Genomic DNA, 23,250 nt, shown 5'->3' with positions numbered 1-23,250 from the left:
CTGGAATATTCCAATCAGTTCAAGAAGGAGTTGTATGGCGTTGGGGCAGAAACCGAATGCGGAGTTTTTTGAAAATACACGCACTACACAATTTCCGAATCAGAAGCTCACCGAATCCGTTGTTTTCTAACAGGCCGCACAATTGCCCAGGCAGAAAACCCAGCCAGTACCGCCTTTAAATCAATGCCAGAGCTTTGGTGCTCCAATGTCGTATCAGACACATCACTTGAATGATTTTCAGGCACCTGAGTCACTCCCATTGGTTTACAGAAGCCTTCAGGGTCATCACCAATAACTTCACAAGCTGGCTCAACAGTTGGCTCACCTTCAACCGGCACCAATTCTTCTTCAGGCACCTGTTGCTCGTTGACGGGTACCTCTTCGACCAGAACTTCCTGCTGCTCCGCCTCAATCTCTGTAGCGGTTACTTCACTGGAAGCCAGAGTTCTTTGCTGGGAAGTCGGCGTCAATCGTGCGAAGGCTTCTTGAGCATCTTCCGTAAACAGTGGTGTTTCCAGAGCCCTGGCTCGTGCTACCTGCCCCAGTCCCGATTCCGCAAAGAACTGCTGGGCAAAATTACTGAACAGGTTAGTCTGCTGGCCCCTGATCAAATCAAGGCCATTCTGTGCCAGAGAAACAACAAATGTCGCCTGCTGCGCTTCGGTATTGGCATTAAAGGTGAAACGACCATATTCCCCGATCATGACGTCCTCACTGAAGTCACCATCAAAGAAGTCACCACCAAAATGCCCCTGCATACGATCCAGGCCAGAGCCACCAATCAAAGTATCAACACCACCAGTGAACAGGTCTACCGCTTCAATAACAATGGTTGATGGGCTGCGAGTCACCTGTGTGCCATCCCCCCCCATCAGATCATCACCAGCCTGTCCATCCAGGAGGTCATCACCAAAGCCACCCATCATGATGTCACGGTTCAGACCTCCTGCAATGCGATCATTACCACCAATGGTTGTGCTTCCGGTCCTAACTGTGAGGTAACGACCTTCTGAGTCATTAACAATACGGCCATCGTCGCCAACCATGATGGTTTCACCAGAGGTATTGTTCATCTGGTCATTACCAACACCGCCAATGGCCTGATCACTGCCATTGCCCAGGTTGATAATGTCATTCCCACCTGTGCTGTTACTGATATCGGTGCTGAAGACTTCGTTGCGAATACCGCCAACAAAATTAACCTGTCCGTTATCACCGATAACGGTATCGTTACCGTCCCCTGCCGTCAGTTCATCGTTACCAAAGCCACCCAGAATGCGATTGTCACCATCGCCTGCCTGGATAGTGTCACGACCACCCAGAGTTGTATCCGTACTGATAATTGTTATAGCAACGCCTGTCTCTGTATACGTCAATGACCCATTGTCGCCCAGCACATCATCGGCACCTGTGCCGGCGGTAATTTGATCGTCACCAAGACCGCCCAAAATCCGGTTCTCACCTTCACCAGCATCGACAATATCATCGCCTGTGCTGTGGCTGTCACCAGAAGCGGTACTCAGCACCTGCTGACCATTACGAAGATCTACTTCACCAAAGTCGGCCAGAATCCAATCATTCCCCTGATTGCCTTTAACATCATCACCACCTGCACCGGCAATAATAACATCATTGTCTTCATTCCCCTGGATGGTATCGCTATCACCCACGTTGGTGTCTGTACTGTATATTCGAACAGCTCGGTTACTAACGAGAGCAATGGCACCAAGATCACCAATGATGATGTCATTATCAGACTCATCGATCATCGCCAGACGATTGACTGAGCCATCACCAAAGAGTGAATCACTGCCGGCACCACCAAAGATAATGTCATCACCGGACTGCCCGGAAATGTGATCATCACCGCCCAGGTCCGCGTCGCTAGTCATAACACTGTCCAGTGTCGTCAGGTCAGTATCACCGTCGACATAATTTAATTGACCACTGTCACCCAGCAGAATGTCATTGCCTGTGCCGCCACGGATAGTGTCGTTACCAAACCCGGCAATCACGACATCATCACCGGCATTGCCATCAACATGGTCATCTCCGCCCTGATCACGTTGGGTACCGTGAATGCTGATTACCAGACCAGTGGTCAGAATCCGATTGCTATCCAGCTGTTGTACGATTTCACCCTTGTCACTCAGAATAATGTCATTGCCCTCACCACCATCAATGGTGTCACTACCCACCGTTAGCTGGTCTGCTGTATCCAGGTTGTCGTTGAGCAAATCGGCATCGTTTACCACGGTCAAAATTTGCGTGGAGAGATCCAGGCGAGTTGCAACGTCCAGATTGAAACCGGAATCACCATAGATATGGTCATCGCCATCAAGACCATAGACCCTGTCATTACCAGAGCCTCCGGCAATATGGTCACTGTATTGGCTGCCAGTCAGCGTATCATTGCCCTGTCCGCCGTAGATCACAACGGAAGCGCCAGCACCTGAAGCATTAATCACATCGTTGCCGGGGTTAGTATACTCTCTGGCCTTTTCGGTCTTCTGGTTCGATGTTGCATTGTAAGTAGAACCGTTCTGAACAGAATCACCCAGGAGGATGAGTGCTCCCTCACTGGCACTATCATTAACGGTCAAGGTGTCATTACCACCACCGCCATGTAGGACGGTGATCACATTGGAAGCGGTATTTTCAATGATGAAGCCATCATCACCACTCCCCAGCAGAACTTCGAGCACTTCTATATCGTGATATTCAATACCCTTACCTGACGTCATACCGAGTCCGGTAATCGTATCCTCAGTCAACATACCGGAGTCATTCTGGATGCTGCCATCGTTAAAGACATTCAGTGTATCGGTCTGCTCATCTTCATTCAGTTCAATGTTAACCAGTGGCAATGGCCCGTCAATCTCTGTTGGCAACATGACGGCCCGTGTCAGTTCACGCTTTTTACCGTCTGGCGTGCCACCTTCGATAATCAGCTTGCCGCGAATATCTGAGAGCGTATGAGGCTGCAATGGTGGGTTCTGAACCGGCTGAGAATCCGTTTCAGGCTGGAAGCCGGTGTTAGCAGCCAAAGTCAGTTCAATTGGTGAATTCCAGTCATCGATACCGAAAGTCACACTGTTGGTACTGGCATCAAATCGTGGATCAGCACTGCTGAACAGTACCTGTCCATCATTCAGCAGATTTACCGTCACTGGTGCAGCAGGTTGTTTACTGAGTGCCATCTGGTAAGCATCCTGTTGCGTCGCACTCACCAGTGTCGAACCATCGGTCTGAGTAATAAGGACCGAACCACTGTCGTTATCCACGACGTCAATATCCAGCGACACACTGTCAGCCGCGTAGTTACCAGATGCAGAGAGCGTGATACCGGCTCGATAGAGATTTTCAACAGATCCATCGTCTGTTGCAATCACCGTAAACTGGCCAGACCAGTTGGTGTGATCAAACGTCAGTGTATCAGTACTCAGAGTCAGCTGACTGCTCCAGTCAGAAGGAATAATCTCAGCCAGGGATACCGTGATAACCTGCCCAATTTCAGGGGTTGTTGCCAGGCGGACATCAAAGGTGATTTCACTGCCACCTTCAACCACCGTCAGGTTGCTGAAGGGGCTGACAATAATGCCACCCATATCATTGTCATTAACGACTACTTCAACATTATCGATATCCAGCTGATCGAAGTCCGGGTTATCACTGCGGACACTATGACTGATCACATACTCCCGATGACCTTCGGCAGCTTGATCATCCACCGCCTTGATGTAGATTCTGGTGGCGTCATCCCAGTTGGTCGCTGAGTCGTAGTCAATGACCAGAGACTCAGAGAACGTCTGACCATCCAGAGAAATCAGAACACTGTCTGCCAACCCATTGGTTTTCTGTTTATCACTGCCAGAGGCCCTGGCAGCAGAAACGGTGACATAAGCAATGGTCGCATCCGACGGTTTTGGTGCATTCAGCTGCAGCTCATAGAAGTCAGTAACACCGCCTTCGCTGACCACAACCTCACCATCATCACGGTCAACACCAATGGCACCGTTTTCTTTACTGGCTACGTTCAGGGAGATGCCTTCCACAAAAATTTCGTTGTAGGACAGGTCATCACTGAACACACTGTGGTTAACAAAGCTACTGCGGCCTTCTACTGAGTAGGAAACAATGGGTTTAGTCACATCACTGGCGATATTGAAGGTATCTGCACCCAAGCCACCAATAATGGTGGTTTCCACATCATCACTGGTGCTGAGCACATAGAAGGTATCATCGCCCTCCAGCCCATCCACTTCCGCCAGTTCCACTCCATCAAAACTGATATTCAGACCGGCACCGAAGATACCATTTTCGGTGATCATAAAGTTGTCATCACCTTCGGTACCCAGAACCACAACGGAGTCCGTGCCGTTACCACCGTCAATTTTCAGCGGTGAATTAATACTGTATTGAATATCGTCGGCACCATCACCGCCGAACAACTCCACATCACCACCACCCGCAGTTTGCAGTGTGTTCTTTTTCAGGAAAGCGCGCACCACAAAACTGTCGTCGCCGTCCTCACCATAAAGTTTGGTAATGCCTTTATTGGAGTAAACTTTGATTTCGTCTTTACCATCACCCCCATAAACAACCATGGGCAGACTATTACCTTTACTGAGGAAGCCCAGAGTCGTTTCGGTGGTTGCAATTTCATCACCTGCAGCAACGGTGCCTTCCGCGGTATTACGATCCAACCCAAACAGCTGGCCAATCTGGAAACGGTCATTGCCAGCGCCGCCATCCAGCGTTGTAATAGTGCTGTTATCATCACTGAAGAAACTGTCATTACCATCAAGGCCATTCAGCGTCAGGCGGGCATTGATATTCCGGTCATAGTTGATTCGTTCGACAGTCGAAGTGTATTCACCCTGACTATCAGTATGCATGGCTGCCACAAAGTTTGCTCGCAGCAGGAAGGTGTCAGCTTCAGAAGTACCATTGATGGTCAGAGTGTCTGCTCCATCGGCTTCAGAACCGGAATCACGGACATTAACAACATAGTCCGCGTTGTTACCAGTGCGATAGATCGTGTAAGTATCCGTGCCGCCTTCACCATCCAGCACAAAGGCATCTTCTGCCGAACGGCTGACCAATTGGTTAATGGTCAGTAGGTCATTACCGGCACCAGTATTGACATCAACATCGCCATCAATATCCTGCACATCAAACAGGACTGCATCATCACCCAATCCAGTGCTCACCTGAATAGTGGCAGCATTCAGGCTGCCGTAGAGATTGATATCACCAGATTCACTGTCCACACTGCCAAGGTCAGTATTAAGGATCAGCGTTTGAGCGGCGTTGAGCAGACCATCCAGATTCAGTACAAATTTATCACCAGCATTCAGAATGAGATTGCCCAACTCAGCATCGATTTCAACAGCATTCACCGTCAGATCATCACCTGTAGCCAGTGAATCCATTGCGGTCAACATGATATCGCCTGCACTGGCGATAACATCTTCATTAATGGTGAGCGGGCTTTGTGCAACCAGTTCGATGGAGCCCTGTACCAGCAGACCTTCCATTTCATCACTGATGCCGCCCACCATCAGGGCTCCGATATTATTAAGAATAAGACTGCCGACCAGTACTTCTGCTTCCAGATGATCAATCAGCGTTCTGAGAGCATCACCAGCAGCACCAATGCCCTGGCCAGCAACAATGCGTAAGCCACTGGCCGTAATCGTGTCACCAGATGCATTACCATTCAGAACACGACCCTCAACGGTAAGGTAGATATTGGCATCACCACCGCCACTGTTATCACTGTCTGCCACCAGGCTGGCGATAGACAAGTCGCCACGCACTTCTCTCAGGTACGAGCTCTTGCCGCTGAGGCTGGTCAGCTGTCCGCCGGTGGTATCAATTTCCACCTGATTACCCAGCTGGCCAATAGTGCCTCTGGCTGACTCAAGGAAAATAGAAGACGCTGTAATATCACTATCACCGGTCAGACTGATCAGATCATTATTATTGTCCTGATCGCCATCCAGAATGGATTGGGCTGACTTCAACATAACATTAGCATCGGAAGTAATCTGGCCAACGCTCAGAGAGCTTTCTATTGCATTCAGATATACGTCGCTGCGAGTATTGGCCGAAACATCACCGGTAAGTTTCAAGTCCAGATAGTTTTCAATCTGGTTCTGTCGGCTGCCAATACCGCCACCAGCAACCAGCATCAAATCCTGAGCACGGATATTGATGATCGCACTGTTGGCATCGTCATAAGCATCGAGAATATCGCCTGCAGCCTGCAGAGTCACCTTGCCTGCCGTTGTGCTGATTTTCTCAACAACAATATCTGCCTGCCCGGCACCGGAAGTGGTTGGAGTAAAGGAAGATAGTAATCCGGCGGTAAAGGTAAGATCACCGGTAGCGGCCACATCATCAAGATACAGATCGCCAATCGACGTATTCTTACCCCCAATGCTGACATTGCCTTCAATCTGCCAGATATCAACAGAACCCACCGTATCGACGCTCAGTTTTGCAGACTCCGCTACCTGAACACGGAACCCTCCATCACTCTGGGAAAGAATATTCCCCTTGGTGATCAGAACAAGGTCACCAGCACTGACCAGAGCAGCAGTGTTGTGCTCACCGCTGTCGATCAATGCCCCGGCAACGTTCAGTCGTACCCAGCTTGCCCCTACAATGCGATCAACGGACAGTGCTCCACTATGTTCGATGGCAATACCCTCTGTGGCTTGTGCCGTCAGGTTAACATTGCCTTGAAGGTTCAAGTCATCCCACAGCTGAATCGTGACTGAGTTCAGCTGCATCACCAGATCGCCAGAGTTCAGGTTAAACACACTGGCAGGCGCAACACTGGTCACACTGACGAGCTGCCATGGAGAGCCAGCGTCGTCAAAGTTTTCCCGGGTAAGTTCAATCGAGTCACTGGTGCCCGTGTATTGATAAAGTACGGGTACTCCATCCTGGTCTACCTGAACATAGTCACCATAAGTTACTGAGGTGAAACCATTAGCGGATGCATCCAGGCTGCTGATTTCTGTCCAGTTGCCATCGTTGTAATTGATATCTAGCTGGGAGATATCACCCGCCGTACCAGTGTATACATAGAAGACATAATCCGTGGCGACGACATCACTGCCTGTCGCCTGGGCGAGGACCTCTTTCTCACTCTCCTCCAGGGCAACAACACCACCGCTCATATCAATGGTGATACGGTCACCGGTCTGGCCTAAACCTCCATAAGCGTTAAGGATAATTGCACTACCACTGACCAGTGCCTGGATATTGGCGGCTTCTGCTGAACCAGTATTTCCTGCGCCACCAATAATCGGGGTATCCGGGTAGAGCTTCGCAACAATACCCGGAGAAAGAATACTTTCAAATACAGGACGATTGGTGTTTACCTTCTCCTGAATACGGCTTTCGAATTCGCTGATAGTGCCAGCTGCAGAACTGACATCCGTCGCTATCCAGACCGCCAGCTGATCAAAGGCCATATCGTATTCAGATGCATCGGTCAGGCTGTTATTCAGTGTCACAATACGACTCTGCACCTCTGCCAGCTCATCACCGGAAAGCTGTTCAAACAGATCATTGTATTTGTCGTAAGCAGTAACATCGGACAGATAGTCCACTGAGCCATTATCACGGAGGATATTCCAGTACTGGTGATACAGTTCGGTCACGGCATCCGCTTCATTGGTCACCTGTGATTCCGCATAAAACTGCTGGGCAGCAGAGGTATCGAGGCTGGAGGCACGCACTTCATCATCATTGCCATCCAGAATATCACCACTGTTGGTGGTCAGCTGTACACCATAAGGTGAACTGCCACCGCCAGCGACTTTTGCGGCAATAATCTGGTTCACATTCATATCACCTGCGTACTCAGTCAATGCAACATTGCCCTGAGCTTCAACAGTGATGTAACCCGCATCATTTCGGGTGGCTGAATCAATGGTCAGGTGACCAATATCACCACCAAGTGACAGAAGCTCAATGACATTGGCTGAAATAGCGACCGTTTCACCGCCACTGGCTTTGAAGATGCCGCCACCGGCATTGATTTCGACAGTGTGGCGAGCAGAGATTTCATCGATGTACAGCTTGTTGGAACTGGTCTTCCCTTCTCCGGGATTATCATCCAGCACAACACCGAGATAGACACTGCCAGTGTTAGACACTACGCGGTGACCTTTATCTGCAGTATTACCCTCCAGAATCACACGGGCAGTGCCTTTCGCTTCAATATCTGCCTGAGAAGTCTGAGCATAAACACCATCACTCATGGTAATAGCACCATGGGTAGACAGAATACTTAAGGTACCTTCGTCAGCCATTTTGATCTTACCGGCCAGGGTAATATCCCCTTTACTGGTGATATTCACATCGGGCTGGCTATTACCACTGAGGAAATCAATGGCAATGTCGTAGTCTGCTTTCAGGGAGTGGGTGTAATAATCTTTCAGCCCCTCAACCACAGTAATCTTGGTGTGTACCGTTTTTTTGCGGAGCCATCCGCCACCTGTCGTCCAGGATTCACGATCAAAGTCATAAACATTCGGATCACCCTCAGTCTGAATATAAGTCACCTTATAATCTGCAGACTCAGCCCCTTCAATTGGTAGCAGCACCGATTCGGATTCAAGCAGTGGTTTCTTATCAGTGAACTCAATGGTTTCCCACTTATAGCTCTTATCCTTAACCAGCCAGTCGCCAAACGAGTTATCACCAAACAGGTTAAAGCTCTTCTTCTCGTACTTGCGAACCGTTGTTTTGGTTTTGCTCTGGCCTTCTGTCCAGACATAGCGGGAGCCGGTGGCGACTTTATAAGCAAAAGAATCCGCAGCGCCATTGCTGGTGCTCTGTTGTTCATAATCGATTCGGGCAATGTCATTGCCGGTGGCTGCAGTTAATTTTCCGGTATATTTAGTATGTCTCGCTCCGGAACCGTTATATTGATATTCATCCTTGGTCAGCTGCTTGCTATCAATAATGGTGATCTTGCCCTCGCGATATTGACGGTTATCGATATCGTTCATCACCAGCTCATAACCGCTGTTATTGTTGATATCGACAGAAGCATAACCACTGGCCGCCACAATACGTCCATTACCTGTGCTGATAATCTGACCGGAAATCACGACTTCGCCACCGGCAGGCACAATGTCTTCAATAATGATTGCCTTTCGTACAGCATCCCAGTAACCATCCACGGGTACTTTGACATTACTGCTGTCATTCGGATTGGCAAAGCTGACACCCGCTATGGCCTGACCTTTCTTATTGGTCAGGTCGACATTTTTAGATCCACCACGGAAGTTCTCATCAATCTCCAGATAAACCGTATTCACCCCACTCTGAATCAGCCCATTGATATTCAGGTAACGGGCGGTCAGAGTGATTTTGCCCATGGAGACAATCTGGGAGTTATCGACATTGATATTGGTGGTCAGTACGTTGTAGTTAGCCTTAAACAGCGTGTAGATCAGCGAGGTATTACTTAAACCAGTCTGATAAGAGCTTGAGTTGCCTTCTTTGTTGTAAACAAAGTTACGCATCAACTGGTAATTAATATACTGGCGTGGATCTTTATTGGTATGGAACCAGGCATCCGAGTTCAGAGAGAAATCACCAGCGGCAAAGATATTGACGGTCTCAGCACGAATCTGGGTAGAGACTTCAATAGAACCTTCCCGGTTATTGATATAGGCACCACCGTTTTCATTCACCACATTACCCTGAATGTACATCCCTTGAGGGACTTCAGGCAGTGTGAAACTACCGTAAGTATCTTTAATAAACTGCGAGTCACTGTCCTGATAAATAATAATTTCATTGAGTGTGTCAGAATTGCGGCCCAGGTCGGTAGACTGAGTACCACCACGGATGGCAATGGAATTAACATCTTTATAATTAATTTGCACGGCGCCCGGCGTATAGGTTTTGAGGGAACCACCCACCACTTCAACCCGCTGGGAGTCTTGAACAATGGCGTCATTCACACGCAAGGCAAATGGTGTGCTATTAACGATCTGAATGGTTGCGCCTTCCCGGGCATGGAGGTTGTCCATATTGTCCAGAGCAGCCAGAGTTTCAGCGTTTTTGCCATCAATCTGCAGATAGACGGAACCGGGAGCTGCATAAACATCCGGCAGGTCTACCATCAGGATATCCAGTGCCTGATTGTAAACTTTACTGGTGGCACGGGCAGTATCGGTATAATCCCAGGCTCCCGACGTTGAGTTGGTTTTCTGCCACAACGTAGTGTCGGAATAGTCCGCTAACTCAAGAATGCTTTCCTGTTTGATTTTGCTCTGATAGTAATTGCCGTCCGGTGCCTTAACAATCTGGCCTGCATCCACAGTATGAACATAATCAGACAGCCCAAGCTCATCAATTTTTTTATTGATCTCTTCCAGTTGAACCTGATAACGGGCAATGGCTTCAGCGTTCGTACTGTGATCACGAATCCAACTCTCTACCTGAGCTTTTTGCTCAAACAGCAGCGTACTTAAATTGGTAAACGTCAGGGTAGGTGAATCCAGCTCTCTGGGTTTAACCACAAAGAACTCACCGGTCATGGCGCTGGCAAGAGCGTCGGTGATAGAGCTTTCGTAAATCGGGTAGCCCAGAGATTCAATCTGCGCCAATGTCAGATTCAACCTGGTCCAGCGATTTTTGTTACTGTAATTTTCCTGCTTCAGGTCTATTTCAGCGCTGTTCTGAGGAGCGTACTGGTAATAACTGCCGTTGTGCTCAATCACTGTATCCTGAGTGACCAGGAAGTTGATGGTGCTGAGCGCAAGCTCCTCCATCAAATACACCACATCCTCTGGCAGTTCTGGAATAACCACTTCACCTTGCGCATTATCTACACCAAACAACAGTTTTTTATCGTCGTCGGTCAGCGCATCGATATTAATGACACCATCAGCACTCACTTTGCTACTGTCGTTAAGAATGCTTTGTATCTCAGCCACCGGACGAATCTGCAGGAAGGATTTATTATTAACGCCGGCTGTCACCTTGGCAGAATCTGCAACCGAGAACTGGTTGTTGGAAGTGACAGAACCCTCACGGTCAATATCCACACCGTAAGGAACTCCGGATATAGACAGTGTCAGCCCCGATTCTTTCGCTCGTTCACTACCACCGATACCTTCACGGGCTTCAATGGTGATATCCGTCATGGACTTGATATCAGCGTTGTTACCCAAAGTGATGGTATTGGTTTCGGTGATGTCGGCATCTGGAACCGGCACTGCTACATTGGCAGAGGTGGAGACTGATGTCAGTTCCACATTGGCACTGCTCTCAAGAATATTCAGCACACCCTGGCTACTCTTACCAGCATAGAGATAGACGTCTCCAGCCTTCATAGTGGCGTTGGCAATGCTGACATTATTTCGAGCATTCGTTGTAGCAATCGCAACACCGGTAGCCGCACTGGACAGTCCGGAAACCGCAAGAATATCGGCACTGGCCCGATTCTCGGAATCCGTTTTCGCGGTCACAAATACTTTGCCCGTGACGTTTTCTATCACCGTACCATCGATATTCACCCTGGCATCAGAATTGGCTTCTACCTTGCTGGTCGCAGCATTGATGCCACCCACTGCACTGACGGTTTCCAGCGTAATACTATCGACAGTAGTGATGTCATTCCGGGCTTCAATACGAAGGGAAGCTTTATCGTCGTAGCTGCCTTCTGCAACCAGTTGCACATCATCGGTCAGGTTTATACGCGCATGATTGTTCAGGATGGTCTGGCTCACCATCACATTGACACCCACAATATTACCAGAACCGGTTCTCAGGGATTTACCGTTACTGAACCGTGATTTATCAAAGCGATTCAAGGCACTAATACTGATATCATGAGCGGTAATGGATGAAGGATTACCAGAACCCGGCAGGCCGGTGCTGGCACCAATATTCACATCCGCGTAACTATTAATAATGATATTCAGTCCGGCACCGGCACCAGAGGCTAACGCCACCGTGAAGGCATCTGCACTGGCATCGACGGTTTGATCGAGCGTACTGCTCAGGTCAAACTGATCCGCCTCAATCACAACACCCTTACCAATATTGGCAACGACAGCCTGGTAACTGGTGACATTGCTCTGTGCACCTGCACCAGCAACATAGCCACCGGAGGCCGCAATGGTTTCTGGCAGAAGGTCATCATTACCGGACGCTTTTACCGTAATACTGGCAGCACCCAGTTGTGAGCCATCACCAATTTCCACCAGCACATCGTCAGAACCATCGTTACCCTGCTCAATATCTGCAATCATGGCACCGGCAGCAACCGCGCCGGCAGCACCACCACTGGCATCGGCACGGGCATAATTGGTGGCATTGGCATTAATAACAATGTCATCAACGGCAGTCAGTTTGGCTGACTCTGTTACGGCTGACACCGTGTTGGTGATATCGACATCGGCACGGTTAGCGCTGGCAGCCGCAAGCGCCGCAGCAAAACCAAAGGCTTGTGTCTTATGGATGTTATTATCCGCCAGGGCATCAATATAAATATTCTGAGCTTCCAGCGAAGTATCTTTGACCTTGCTGGAAATCGAGCTGCGGACATCATTACGAACCAGAGCAATACCAAGAGCGCCACCTATGCTGGCACTGAGTGCCACATTGGTCACATTGATGCTTAAATCGGTCGCTTCACTGGCTTGAAGATTGATAACCCCCATTGAGCCAATCACAGCGCTGCTATTATCACTGCCACTGATGGTTGCATTCACCTGATTATTGACCAGGTTAGTGATATCCACACCACCACCGCTGGCACCGGCCAGACCGGCACTGAAGGTCACCGCTGTCGCATCAACATTTTTCATCAGGGCATTGGCATGGCTGGCAACCTCAATATCGTTGCCGGCAAATACCCGGTAATCCTGCTTAGCAATACTTTGGCTGTCGTCTACATTCAGCCAGGCACTCACGGCCATAGCCATGGTGTTATCGATATCCGTTGCGGAGATAGAAAAAGAGCCACCCAGTCCAATAGCTGCCGATATGGCAGCAGCAACGGCATCCGCTTTAACCACCTGACCATCAGCATCAGCAGTGATGGAAATATCATTACCAGCCACCATGGCGGAATTATTGACATAAGCAGAGGTGCTGCCACCGATGGTATTGTCAAGATCAATGCCAACGCCAGCACCAGCGATCGCAAACTTACCGGCGGCAACGGCAACACCCGCACCATAAACGGTGCTGTCAATAGTCGACAGTGACTGAGCATCAACAACAATGTCGTTGAGTGAAGTTATCTGGGAATCTTCAATGTAGGCGGAGGTAATATGATTGGATCCGATAGTATTTTCGGACAGCGTTACACCGATGGCTGCAGCACCACCACCCTTTCCGACTCCCACAGAGCCACTGGCAGCACCAACAACAGAGGTAATATCAGCATTATTAACCGCGATAACAGCAACATCCTGATCGCCATAATCTGCATTGGCATAAACCAACTCCCAGTCATCTGCAGGTGTTGTACGTTTAACTTCGTCGAGATCTAACAGTGACCAATCCGGTTTGAGTGCTGACACTCCCGCAGCATCCAGCCCCGCCTCTGCAGCGGCACTCTCTGCCAGTGACTGGGCATCATCTGCTGCCGATCTGGCTGATGTAGAGATGGCATTCCAGACATCGGCCTCTTCCTGAAGTTGGTCAGCGATTTCCTGAAGCTTCACTACGTTTTCAAGCTCGACCTGCCATGCAGCAACGGCTAGCTCTGCCGCTTCGGCTTTTGCTACCGCGTTCGATGTACTGGCATTTAATGATGCCTCTACCGCAGTATCAGCAAGGGCAGCCAGTCGATCTGCTTCTGTCTGGGCCGTATCTGCCAATGCCTGGGCAGCATCCGCATTACTCTGAGCTGTGCTGGCAAGACTTTCATATCTACCCGCTTCTGCTGCTAACGCTTCAGCACGCAGCGCAGCGGCTACAGCAATGGCTTTCTCCAGCGAAAGCTCTGTTGCGCCATTATTACGATAAGTACCATCAATAAAGTAGAACTGCTCACCACTCTCTACCGATGTTTCTGCCACGCCCACACGACTGCCATTTTCATCGTACTTGTAGCCGTCTGACTCGAAATCAGGAGAAAGATCAAGATCACTGCCAATATAGCGATAGACGCCATCGGCAAATTCAACCAGGTCACTTTTCAACAGCTCATCAGTCAGGCTTGAACCAGCATAATCAGAACGGGGAACCAGTGTAATTTTTGAATCACTGATCAATGCCTGACTACTGTTGTTTATGGTATTAGTACCTTTTACACCGGCACCGGCGAGTGAGACACCAACTTTACCACCAGCAATGGCAACAGAAGCCGCTTCGGCCTTTAAGTTAACGGTGGTACTTTCATGGGAACCAACGGTCACACCGCCATTTCTGGCTTGAATATCCAGATATTCGACATTTGCGTAAATTTGATTAGCAACAGTGTTAGTGGCTTCTACCGCACCAACGGTCAGCGTACCACCAAATGACTCACCAACCGCTGCCCCTAAAGAAACGCCGACGACCTGGGCATCAATAGTAGACGTATCGGTTGCATTAACAGCCAGGGACTCAGAGAGGAATTTGGGCCTGCCAGTATTTTGACCTGTAGCCTTGGCTCCTGCGATTGAATCAATAGTGTTCTCTGCAACTGAAGCCGCTACAGCAAGCGATACGCTGCCACCACTGGGTGCAAGACCAAAGGCAAGGCTCGCAGAAGCCGCTACGGATGTGATGGACGCTTTGTTAATGGCATTAACTGTTATTTTGCCTGCATTGATATCTCTGCTGTTAGCAATCCAGGCCAACGTCTCACCATAAATCTTATTGCTCGCACCAACTCCGGAGCCACTACCAGCGAGACCCGAGCCATTAGTGCTAACCACAACAGCCGCCGAACCCGCTCCCACTTCAGCATCGACGGTCATGTCATTCGTCGCATCAATATTCAGATCACCATCAATGGTCAGAGCACTATCCTCCAGAAGAGCTTTGACTCTGAGGCGATCATCACTCGTACCAATAGTGTTTTCGGTGATGGCTGCACCAATGGAAATACCGGCACTGCCACTGCCGGAGTCTGCCGCAACAGCCGCAGAAACGGCTACTGTCGTTGAATCTATATCCGACTTATTGGTCGCTTTAATGGAAACGTCGCCATTGCTGAACAGATCACTGCTTTCAACCAGGGCTTCGGTTGAGCCACCAATGGTATTGCCAGCATAGGCTCCACCGCCACTTAATGCTACAGAACCGCCCGATGCAGAGGAGTAGCTGGCTGACAGTGAGGCCGACACTGCAGTGGCGGTGATCTCAGCGTCAGATGACGCATTTAATGAAACAGAACCTGTTTTACGACTCGAAGAACCTATATCAACGTTATCGATAATCGCTTTGGTATTGGTATTCACCTCATTTTCTGCAAGAGAGACACCAATGCTCAATGTGCCAGTACTGGATGTTCCGGAATAGGCACCGGCAATGGTTGCCCCAACAACGGTACTGAGAATGTCTGAGTCATCTTTAGCGTCAATAGTGAGTTTATCGGCCAACAGTGTGTGTCCATCTGCGTTGGCCTTAACAGCCGATTCAATATCAACCTTCACCGTGTTTTTGGCATCAGCGCCTACGCCACTAAGCCCAGCCCCAATACCAGACTCCGATTTGGCAACAGCCACAGAAGCAGCAGTAATTACCGATGCAATATTCTGAGTACTTTCTGCATTCGTACTGACTTCGCCAGTGACGTCTATATCCGAGTTATTAATGACTGCTCGTAAACTGTTGGCTTTGTCGCCATTGTCCGAATCACCACCAATGGTGTTCTCAGCAAGGCTGACGCCAATACCTCCCACTACACCAGCACCGGTCGTGGCACTGGCATAAGCCAGGTTAGCAGCAACAACTACACCCGTAACCGAACCATCGACATCCGCAGACAGAAACACACCGATCGCTTCGTCTGAAGTGTCCTGATTGGAAGTAGCCTGTTTAATGATTGAACCATCAACCAGCGCTTCGGTGTCTCCATAGACTTTGTTGTTCGCCTCAGCACCGGAGCCGGTTAACGTGACGGTTGTATCTGCACCGGTTTGAGACCCAATAGCGGCACCAACCACAACAGCAGTAATATCGGTTTCATTATCAGCGACAATGTCCAGACGAGCGTGATCAAGGTGCCTGGCAGGCAGTGCAATCACACTGTCGCTCATAACGCGGGCACGTGTGTTCATGCGCACCATGTTATTGCTGATGGCCGCACCAACGGCAATCCCTACTTTGGTGTCAAAATCCGGTTTGGAGTCTTTTGCAAACGATGCACCCAGTGCGACAGACACCATATCTGCCTCACTTTTTGCCTGATGCTTAATCTTTCCGGTTTCAACGGTTAGGTCGGTACCGCTGATCAGGGCATCAATGTCGCTATTAATGTTATTTTCAGCAATCGTCGCACTGACAGCACCATTACCAGCATAGGCGACACCCAGGGCAACGGCATAAACCTCTGATTCATCTTTTGCCTCTATACTGACGGCAACACCATCGCCGTTTTTACCGGTGACTGTTAGATCATCGACATCAATAAGATAGGCATCGATATCCGCTGTCACATTGTTGACCGACACGTTTCCTGTCAGGGCTATACTGCTGGAGTTGCTTTCCACTGAAGACTCAGCAATACCGGCGATGGAAGCAGCCACTGAACTGGTAATTACAATACTGTCGTTTTTCGCCAGCACATCCAGCGTTGTCAGATTCACCGATCCAACATTGGCAATACCGGAGCTCACGGTAAATGTCGCATCGTTCATTAAGCCAATGCCAGCAGCAGCCAGGGCAACCTTGTTAGCGCTGGCGCTGGCATAGGTAATTGGGAAGGCAAACACACCGCTGCTTTCCATGGCTTTCAGGGAAAGATGCTGTGCATTGAAACTGGAGAGATTCAGAATACCGGCAGTAGTAGTGCTATTTATCGTGTTAAAAATGAACGCACCTGCAGCACTGAAACCATAAGGTGTGTTTTCTGTCTTAGGCGTTTCTCCACCTGATGGTGTCACTTTACCGGTTGCCCAGGAAGCACTGAGCGCTGTACCAATAATCAGGCCACCACTGTCCGCTGCAATACGCGCGTCACCATTAACGATCACTGAGCCCGCTTCGGTCATATTGTCTGCAGAACCTACCAAAGCCTTAGTTACTTTGGTGATATCACTGACCGCCGCTGACGCACCAACTCCCAGTTTACCTGCACTGCCCATCGCGCCTGCTGCAACAATCAGATCAACCCGGTTATCAGCAACAACCGACAGCCGTTCAACGCCGACATCCCCATCGTCTGCGCCAGCAACCAAAGTGACTCCAGACTGAATCAGGGCAATGGTTGTGCTATCAATGGTGTTCTGCATATAGAGGCCAGCAATACCCAGGCTGGCTGTACCTGAACCGCCGGCATACCCGAGATTCACGGCAAAAACATCGCTATCCGCCTTAACGGAGACCTTATCTGCATAAATGTCAGCACCCGTCTCTATCAGAGCCGTGCTGGTATTGGTGATATTATTCAGGAAGACACTGGCACCGACACCGTTACCACTCTCTGAAGCGCCAAGCAGTTTGTAGAGCTTATTGATTTTTTCAATAGACGACGTTGTAGCAGTTTTATTACCGACCCAATCCACTGATTGATTATTGGTATTTGAGGTAATAGAGAGATTACGTGAAGCAGAAGCATCGGGCGCATCACTGAATGAATCAAAAGCACTGGTAAAGTCAGCTTTCTGATTAATCTTCACCGTCCCTTTAACCAGGGCATTCGCTGTTTGTTTTGAATCCAGATATGAGAAATTCAGTGCAAGAGACGTTTTCGCTCCGGCGGCTTCCGATTTGATATCGTTATCCAGCAAATACAGGTCTGAATCACCGCCAAAGAATTGATAGGGAAGACTACTATATTGATTCCCTAACAATTCCCAGCGGGTTCCATCACTGAAATTCTCTGTAGCCAGAGTCAGAGAGCTGCCATCAAGACCCTTAAACTTGTAAACAGCACCAAAATAACCAATATCTGGTGGTGTACCTGTAGCTCCCCACTGATAATCCGAATTATCAAATCGAATCAGATCACCATTATCAATGCCATAGTTTCCACCGATTTCAGATTTATCAACCAACTTGGGTTTTACGTATTTTATAGTGGTATCCGGCGCAATCAGCCCGGTTAAGTTTTGAGCCGTTGCATTAATATTAATGGCACCCAGTGCATCAAGCTCAGTATTGCCCCTAACCTGTGCCTGGGCATTGTTATCTAATGACGCAATGGTAACCGAGACAGCAGCACCAAACGGAACCTGCTTAAACTCGCCACTGCTGGTATCAGTTCCTGCCGTACCTTCTACCTGACTTAATTGAGATGGTGTGCTGGACGTAGAAGATGTTGCAGTTAACAGACGACTCTCGGCGGTTGCCAGTAAGTCAAGGCTGCCGCCTACATTAATATCACTGTCAGCACTCTCCTGACCAAGATAAGCATGCACCTGGTTACTGTCTTCTGCATACACAAAAGCAATACCGACGGTGGCTTTTGTCGGCTTGAGACGATCGCTGGGCTTAACCTTTTTCTGCAACCACTTACCTAAAGGTACTTTTTTATTAAAGGCAACCTTCTGTTTGGCGGCATCTTCATACTTATCGAGAACACTGGGCACTCGATCAACAATGGCTTCAGAACTGGTCGGATTCAGCTCCGCCTGTTGCTGGGCCGCTTCTACAATCACATCCCCATTAACCAGAACATCACCGGCAAGCACAGCTTCGGTATGACCACTTTCAACCTGGACCGCGACACTGGCTGCGGCCTTGCCTGAATTACCCGCCTCACTGGCAGCAGACACCAGGCTGTAATCCACTGTTGCCGCCTTAACTGTCAAGTTTCCACCTGCGGTAATGCTACTGCCGCTGTTCACTATCACCTGGGAGTTTGAATTCAGCACACCCACAGCAACACTGCCGGCAAAGCCCTTCAGGCCAAACAATGGCTCAGCGTCAATATTCAGGTAATTATCTGTCTGACCGGTAATACTGATATTACCTTCCGCATCCAGTGTCCCCTGAATATCGATCACGGCGTCGGTATCCAGCACCCCAACAGCCACCGCAAGACCGATGGAAATGGGTGAAGCATTGACTCTGGCGATGGAGTTGGCATGGATGGTGATGTTATCACCCTTGAGGGTGGCACCACTGGAGATGGTAATTTTGCTGGTCACATCGGAGCGACTGACACCAGCAATCAGCTTGAAATCTTCCACTTCGTTTGCCAGATCATCGATGATGGGAATATTTTCACCAAAAACCCCATCATCGTTATTCATATCCCTATCAGGGTTCGACTCCGCGCGGGCAAGAATATTGATATCTTTACCCTGAATCTTCACATCACCAATGGTTACCGTGGCTGATTGCAGGTCGACGTTATAGTACACGGGCAGTGCCGCCAATATCGATGCAGCACCCTGTTCTAGGCTACCGTATATCAGGTTACGACCATCAATGGCTTCAATGGTGATATCACCGCTGCTTGCCGTGTTTTGGCCAACCGCTGTAACATTGTTGTTTATCTCAACAATGCGGGCAGCAAAGGTAATATTACCGGCACGATCTGTCGAACTACTGTTATCAGTTTGAATGCTGCCATTAACAGTAATCTTGCCATTCAATGCACGGAATTTAAGATCCCCTCCCGTCCAGATCAGATCACTATTAATGGTGAGATCACCGCTGCTCTCTTTAACCGCAACGTAGTTACCGCTGGTAATGGTTGCCCAGCCAAAATCACTGACTGTAAAGTCAGCACTACTGCCGTAAAAGACAACCTCATTCGAATTGGTATTATCAATAAGTTCAACGGTGACTTTGTCAGTGTTTACATCAGACCGGCCATCCACACTGAGGCGAATTTCATTATCACCCGAGCTGCCTTTTAAAGAGGCTGTTGAAGTGGCAGCATCCAGAACCAGATCCAGTGTGGCACTGCTGCCATCCAGCAACTCTGCTCCGTCTATAGCAAGCAGTTCAGCAGCTTCCAGATTACCTAGCGTAACGGAGGATGAAACATCAATGGTTTGAGTGGAATCGGTTGGGTCAACATCCTGACCTGACCAGGTCAGTTTATCGTCTTCTATCACCAGTGTTGTATATAAGCTGGTCGTTTCAGCAGACAGAATATCCCGACCATCCTTCCCATCCACTTCAAGGTCTTCGGAATCAATGATAAAGAAATCCGTCCCCTTAGAGCCGGTATATTTATCCTGACCTCCATTCCCCTTCTGACTGGTCAGTTGAAGAGATGCCAGCAGGCTTAAACTCACGCCTTTAATAACCGTACCAGAAGTGCCAGAAGCAAAGCCTAAAACCGTAAGGATACTGGTGTCAGTGCCAGCCACACCCAGGGTTGACAGCCCATTAAAAGTCAGTTCTGCAGAAGCCTGATCAAAACTGATTAAGGGATTATCACTACCTCTGTCGTCTGCTGCATTGATGAGATCAATGAGTTCTTGCAAGGTTGAAGAGGAGCTGACATCGACATCAAGAATTGTGCTGCCATCTTCCAGAGTCAGCCTCAGAGTATGTTCAGAAAGCGCATTCCATCCGGCAATACTGTCAAGGCTGGTACTGGCCGATACTCCATGAAAGCCATCTGCATCCAGCACATCATTTCCAGCACCACCAATCAGCGCCGACGATTCAAAGCCCTGATGCGAAAGAATCGTTGCCCCCAACATTAACTGACTATTGTCAAGATCAAGGATATAGCCACTGACCGCATCAGCCACATTACTCACATCAGCGACAATCGTGTCGTAACCTTCGCCACCATCAATGGAGTCGGCGCTGATTGAGGTAACAAAAATAGAGTCATTGCCTTTACCGGCATTGATGATGTTTATGCCCTGGGTGCCGGTAATGATATCGTTACCACCAAACGTGGTGATTTCCGACTTTCCTGCAAAAGCAGATAGATCGACATGGTCTACTAATTCACTGCCTGACAGTTTCAATGTGTCATTACTGTCAAAGCTATTCAGGGTATCAACCGATTTGTTACCGTTCGTTGTAATCGAAACGATATTGGCACTTTCACTGTCAGAGATTGACGAGGCTATTCCAGTTCCTGCATACAAACCGGTGAATTCAAGCTGCCACTTGCCATCAACGGTCTTACTGACAGCAATCTGGCCAAACGGTATGTTCAGTGCTTTTTCAATAGATCGAACAATATCCCAACCGTCTGCATCCCAGGCAATGGTGTCAGTGTTAAAAGTACCATCAGATGTTGAAATAGATAACGTAAAACCAGTACTGGTTTTGCCGGCAGGAATATCAAATACCCAAACCTCAGAAGCCCCCTGAGCCAGATCAAGCTCATAACTCCCGGATGCATCTGATATCGAAGCTCGTCCGGCAAAATCTTCCTCGAGGGTATCCTGACCAGAACCACCGGTGATGGTATCTGCACCACCAAGGCCGCTCAGAGTATCGCCATAGGAGGATGCATAAAGTTCATCATCCAGCTCGGTACCGACCAGGGTAATGTCGTACTCTCGATGTGCGGCTGCATCATAATCTGCATGAGTAGGATCCAAATCTGCTTCGTGCTTCGCATTCCCTGCATCCAGTCTATAACCTGAAACATCTCCCGCTTTGGCGATCGCTTTAAGGTAAACGGATTCAATACCCTCCAGAGTATCTAAACCGTCATTACCAATCGTCAGCGTGTTATTTTCCAGCGTGAAGTCAGCAGCCCGGACTTCAATCAGCTGATCGTAACCATCACCCCCTGTAATCTGATCAGCACCTGCTCCGCCGATCAACAGGTCATTTTTGCTGCCGCCAATCAGCGTATCATCACCACTGCCACCATCGAGATAGACATCAACCGTCGCTGCGGAAAAATCAAAGCGGTTATTACTGTCATCACCTCTCGCCGCCAGCAGATCTACATCCTTTGCTTCCAGCTTGCCACTGGATGTAAACGACCAGTCACTGCCATCATTCGCCCAGGTTCCTGTTTCGTATTCAAAAACGTTGACTGCATCTCCCGCATCCCCCTTTGTGGATGCATTAAGTTTCAGGTCACCATCGACCTGATCAAAGAGCACCGTATCAAAACCACCATTCCCCTCGACCTTATCGCCAGCCCCGACAATGAACAGGTTGTCGTTGCCATCGCCTGTCAACGTATCGCTGGCTTGGGAGCCAATAACGGTATTAAACCCGGTAATGCCATCAAAACCAGCAGCTGTTTCCAGATCCAGGTTAACATCCACACCGGTCTCTCTCTGACTGTAATCCAGATAATCTGAACCACTGCCACCCAGAATATCAAAACCGGAAAAGGTGATCTTGGTATTCGACGGTGTCTGTGTAATGCTGCCTTCAACACCTTCAAGGGTCGACAGAACACCTTTACCATCTTGGTCTTTATCAATCAGCCAGTGATAATCATCATTAATGGCAGCCAGTACGTGCCTGGATTCATCGGCCTGATTTGTCTGTAGCGCTTCGACATCCAGAAATTCGACAATGCCATTAGCGCCCATGGAGCCTTCATTTGCGCCGTTAATCTGCCAGGCACTGTCTGTGACATCATTACCTGCAGCGACAGTATCATGACCGCCCCGTCCATCAAACTGAACCACAAAAGACTGCTCACCCAGATCAAGGAACGATTGATCAATTGTTAAACTGTCCGCACCTTCTGACCCTGTCACAGTGATAGTGCTCCCCGCCGCAATATCACTGATTTTCTTCTGACCCAACACTGTGTTATTTTCGTCGACCAAACGAAGATATTGTTGCTGATCAGTTTCATTAATAACGACCTGAAGTGTAACCTTGGCATCCTGCTCTAATTGGAGTGCGTTATCCTGCAGTGCAGCAATGGGGTCGGCTGAAAGCAGCAGTCGGGGCTCCAACTGCTCTAGAGTGAAGAAGTCTTCCAGCCTTTTACGACGCTCCTGCAGCCGTTCCTGCCGGAACATTTTCTCAAACAACCGGTTTAATTTAGGAAATAAGCCCTTACGAGCCGATGCAGCAATATCTGACGGGTATGATTTGCTGTTATGGGTTTGCTTATCCATTAGCCGGTCCGCTTGTTATTGTTCTGAATCCAATGGTTTCCAGGCTCAGGTGGTCAGGTCAAAGACTGGAGACCTTTTT

1 protein-coding gene is annotated in these 23,250 nt (G+C 49.0%); it reads right to left on the bottom strand.

Annotated elements, in window-relative coordinates; genetic code table 11:
- Positions 1 to 107 precede the first annotated feature (107 nt).
- The gene (locus CX664_RS21965) at positions 108 to 23,171 is read right to left on the bottom strand and encodes an LEPR-XLL domain-containing protein (protein WP_101748796.1); all 23,064 of its coding nucleotides are present in this window, start codon (positions 23,169 to 23,171) and stop codon (positions 108 to 110) included.
- Positions 23,172 to 23,250: the final 79 nt, after the last annotated feature.

The sequence above is a fragment of the Endozoicomonas acroporae genome, from assembly GCF_002864045.1.
Lineage (GTDB): Bacteria > Pseudomonadota > Gammaproteobacteria > Pseudomonadales > Endozoicomonadaceae > Endozoicomonas > Endozoicomonas acroporae.
The sequence above is the reverse complement of the archived record's forward strand: the minus strand, read 5'-3'. Positions and strand labels throughout refer to the sequence as shown.

Excerpts from the sequence above, each read along its gene's own strand:
- CX664_RS21965 (WP_101748796.1), bottom strand. The coding sequence starts at position 23,171 with ATGGATAAGCAAACCCATAACAGCAAATCATACCCGTCAGATATTGCT.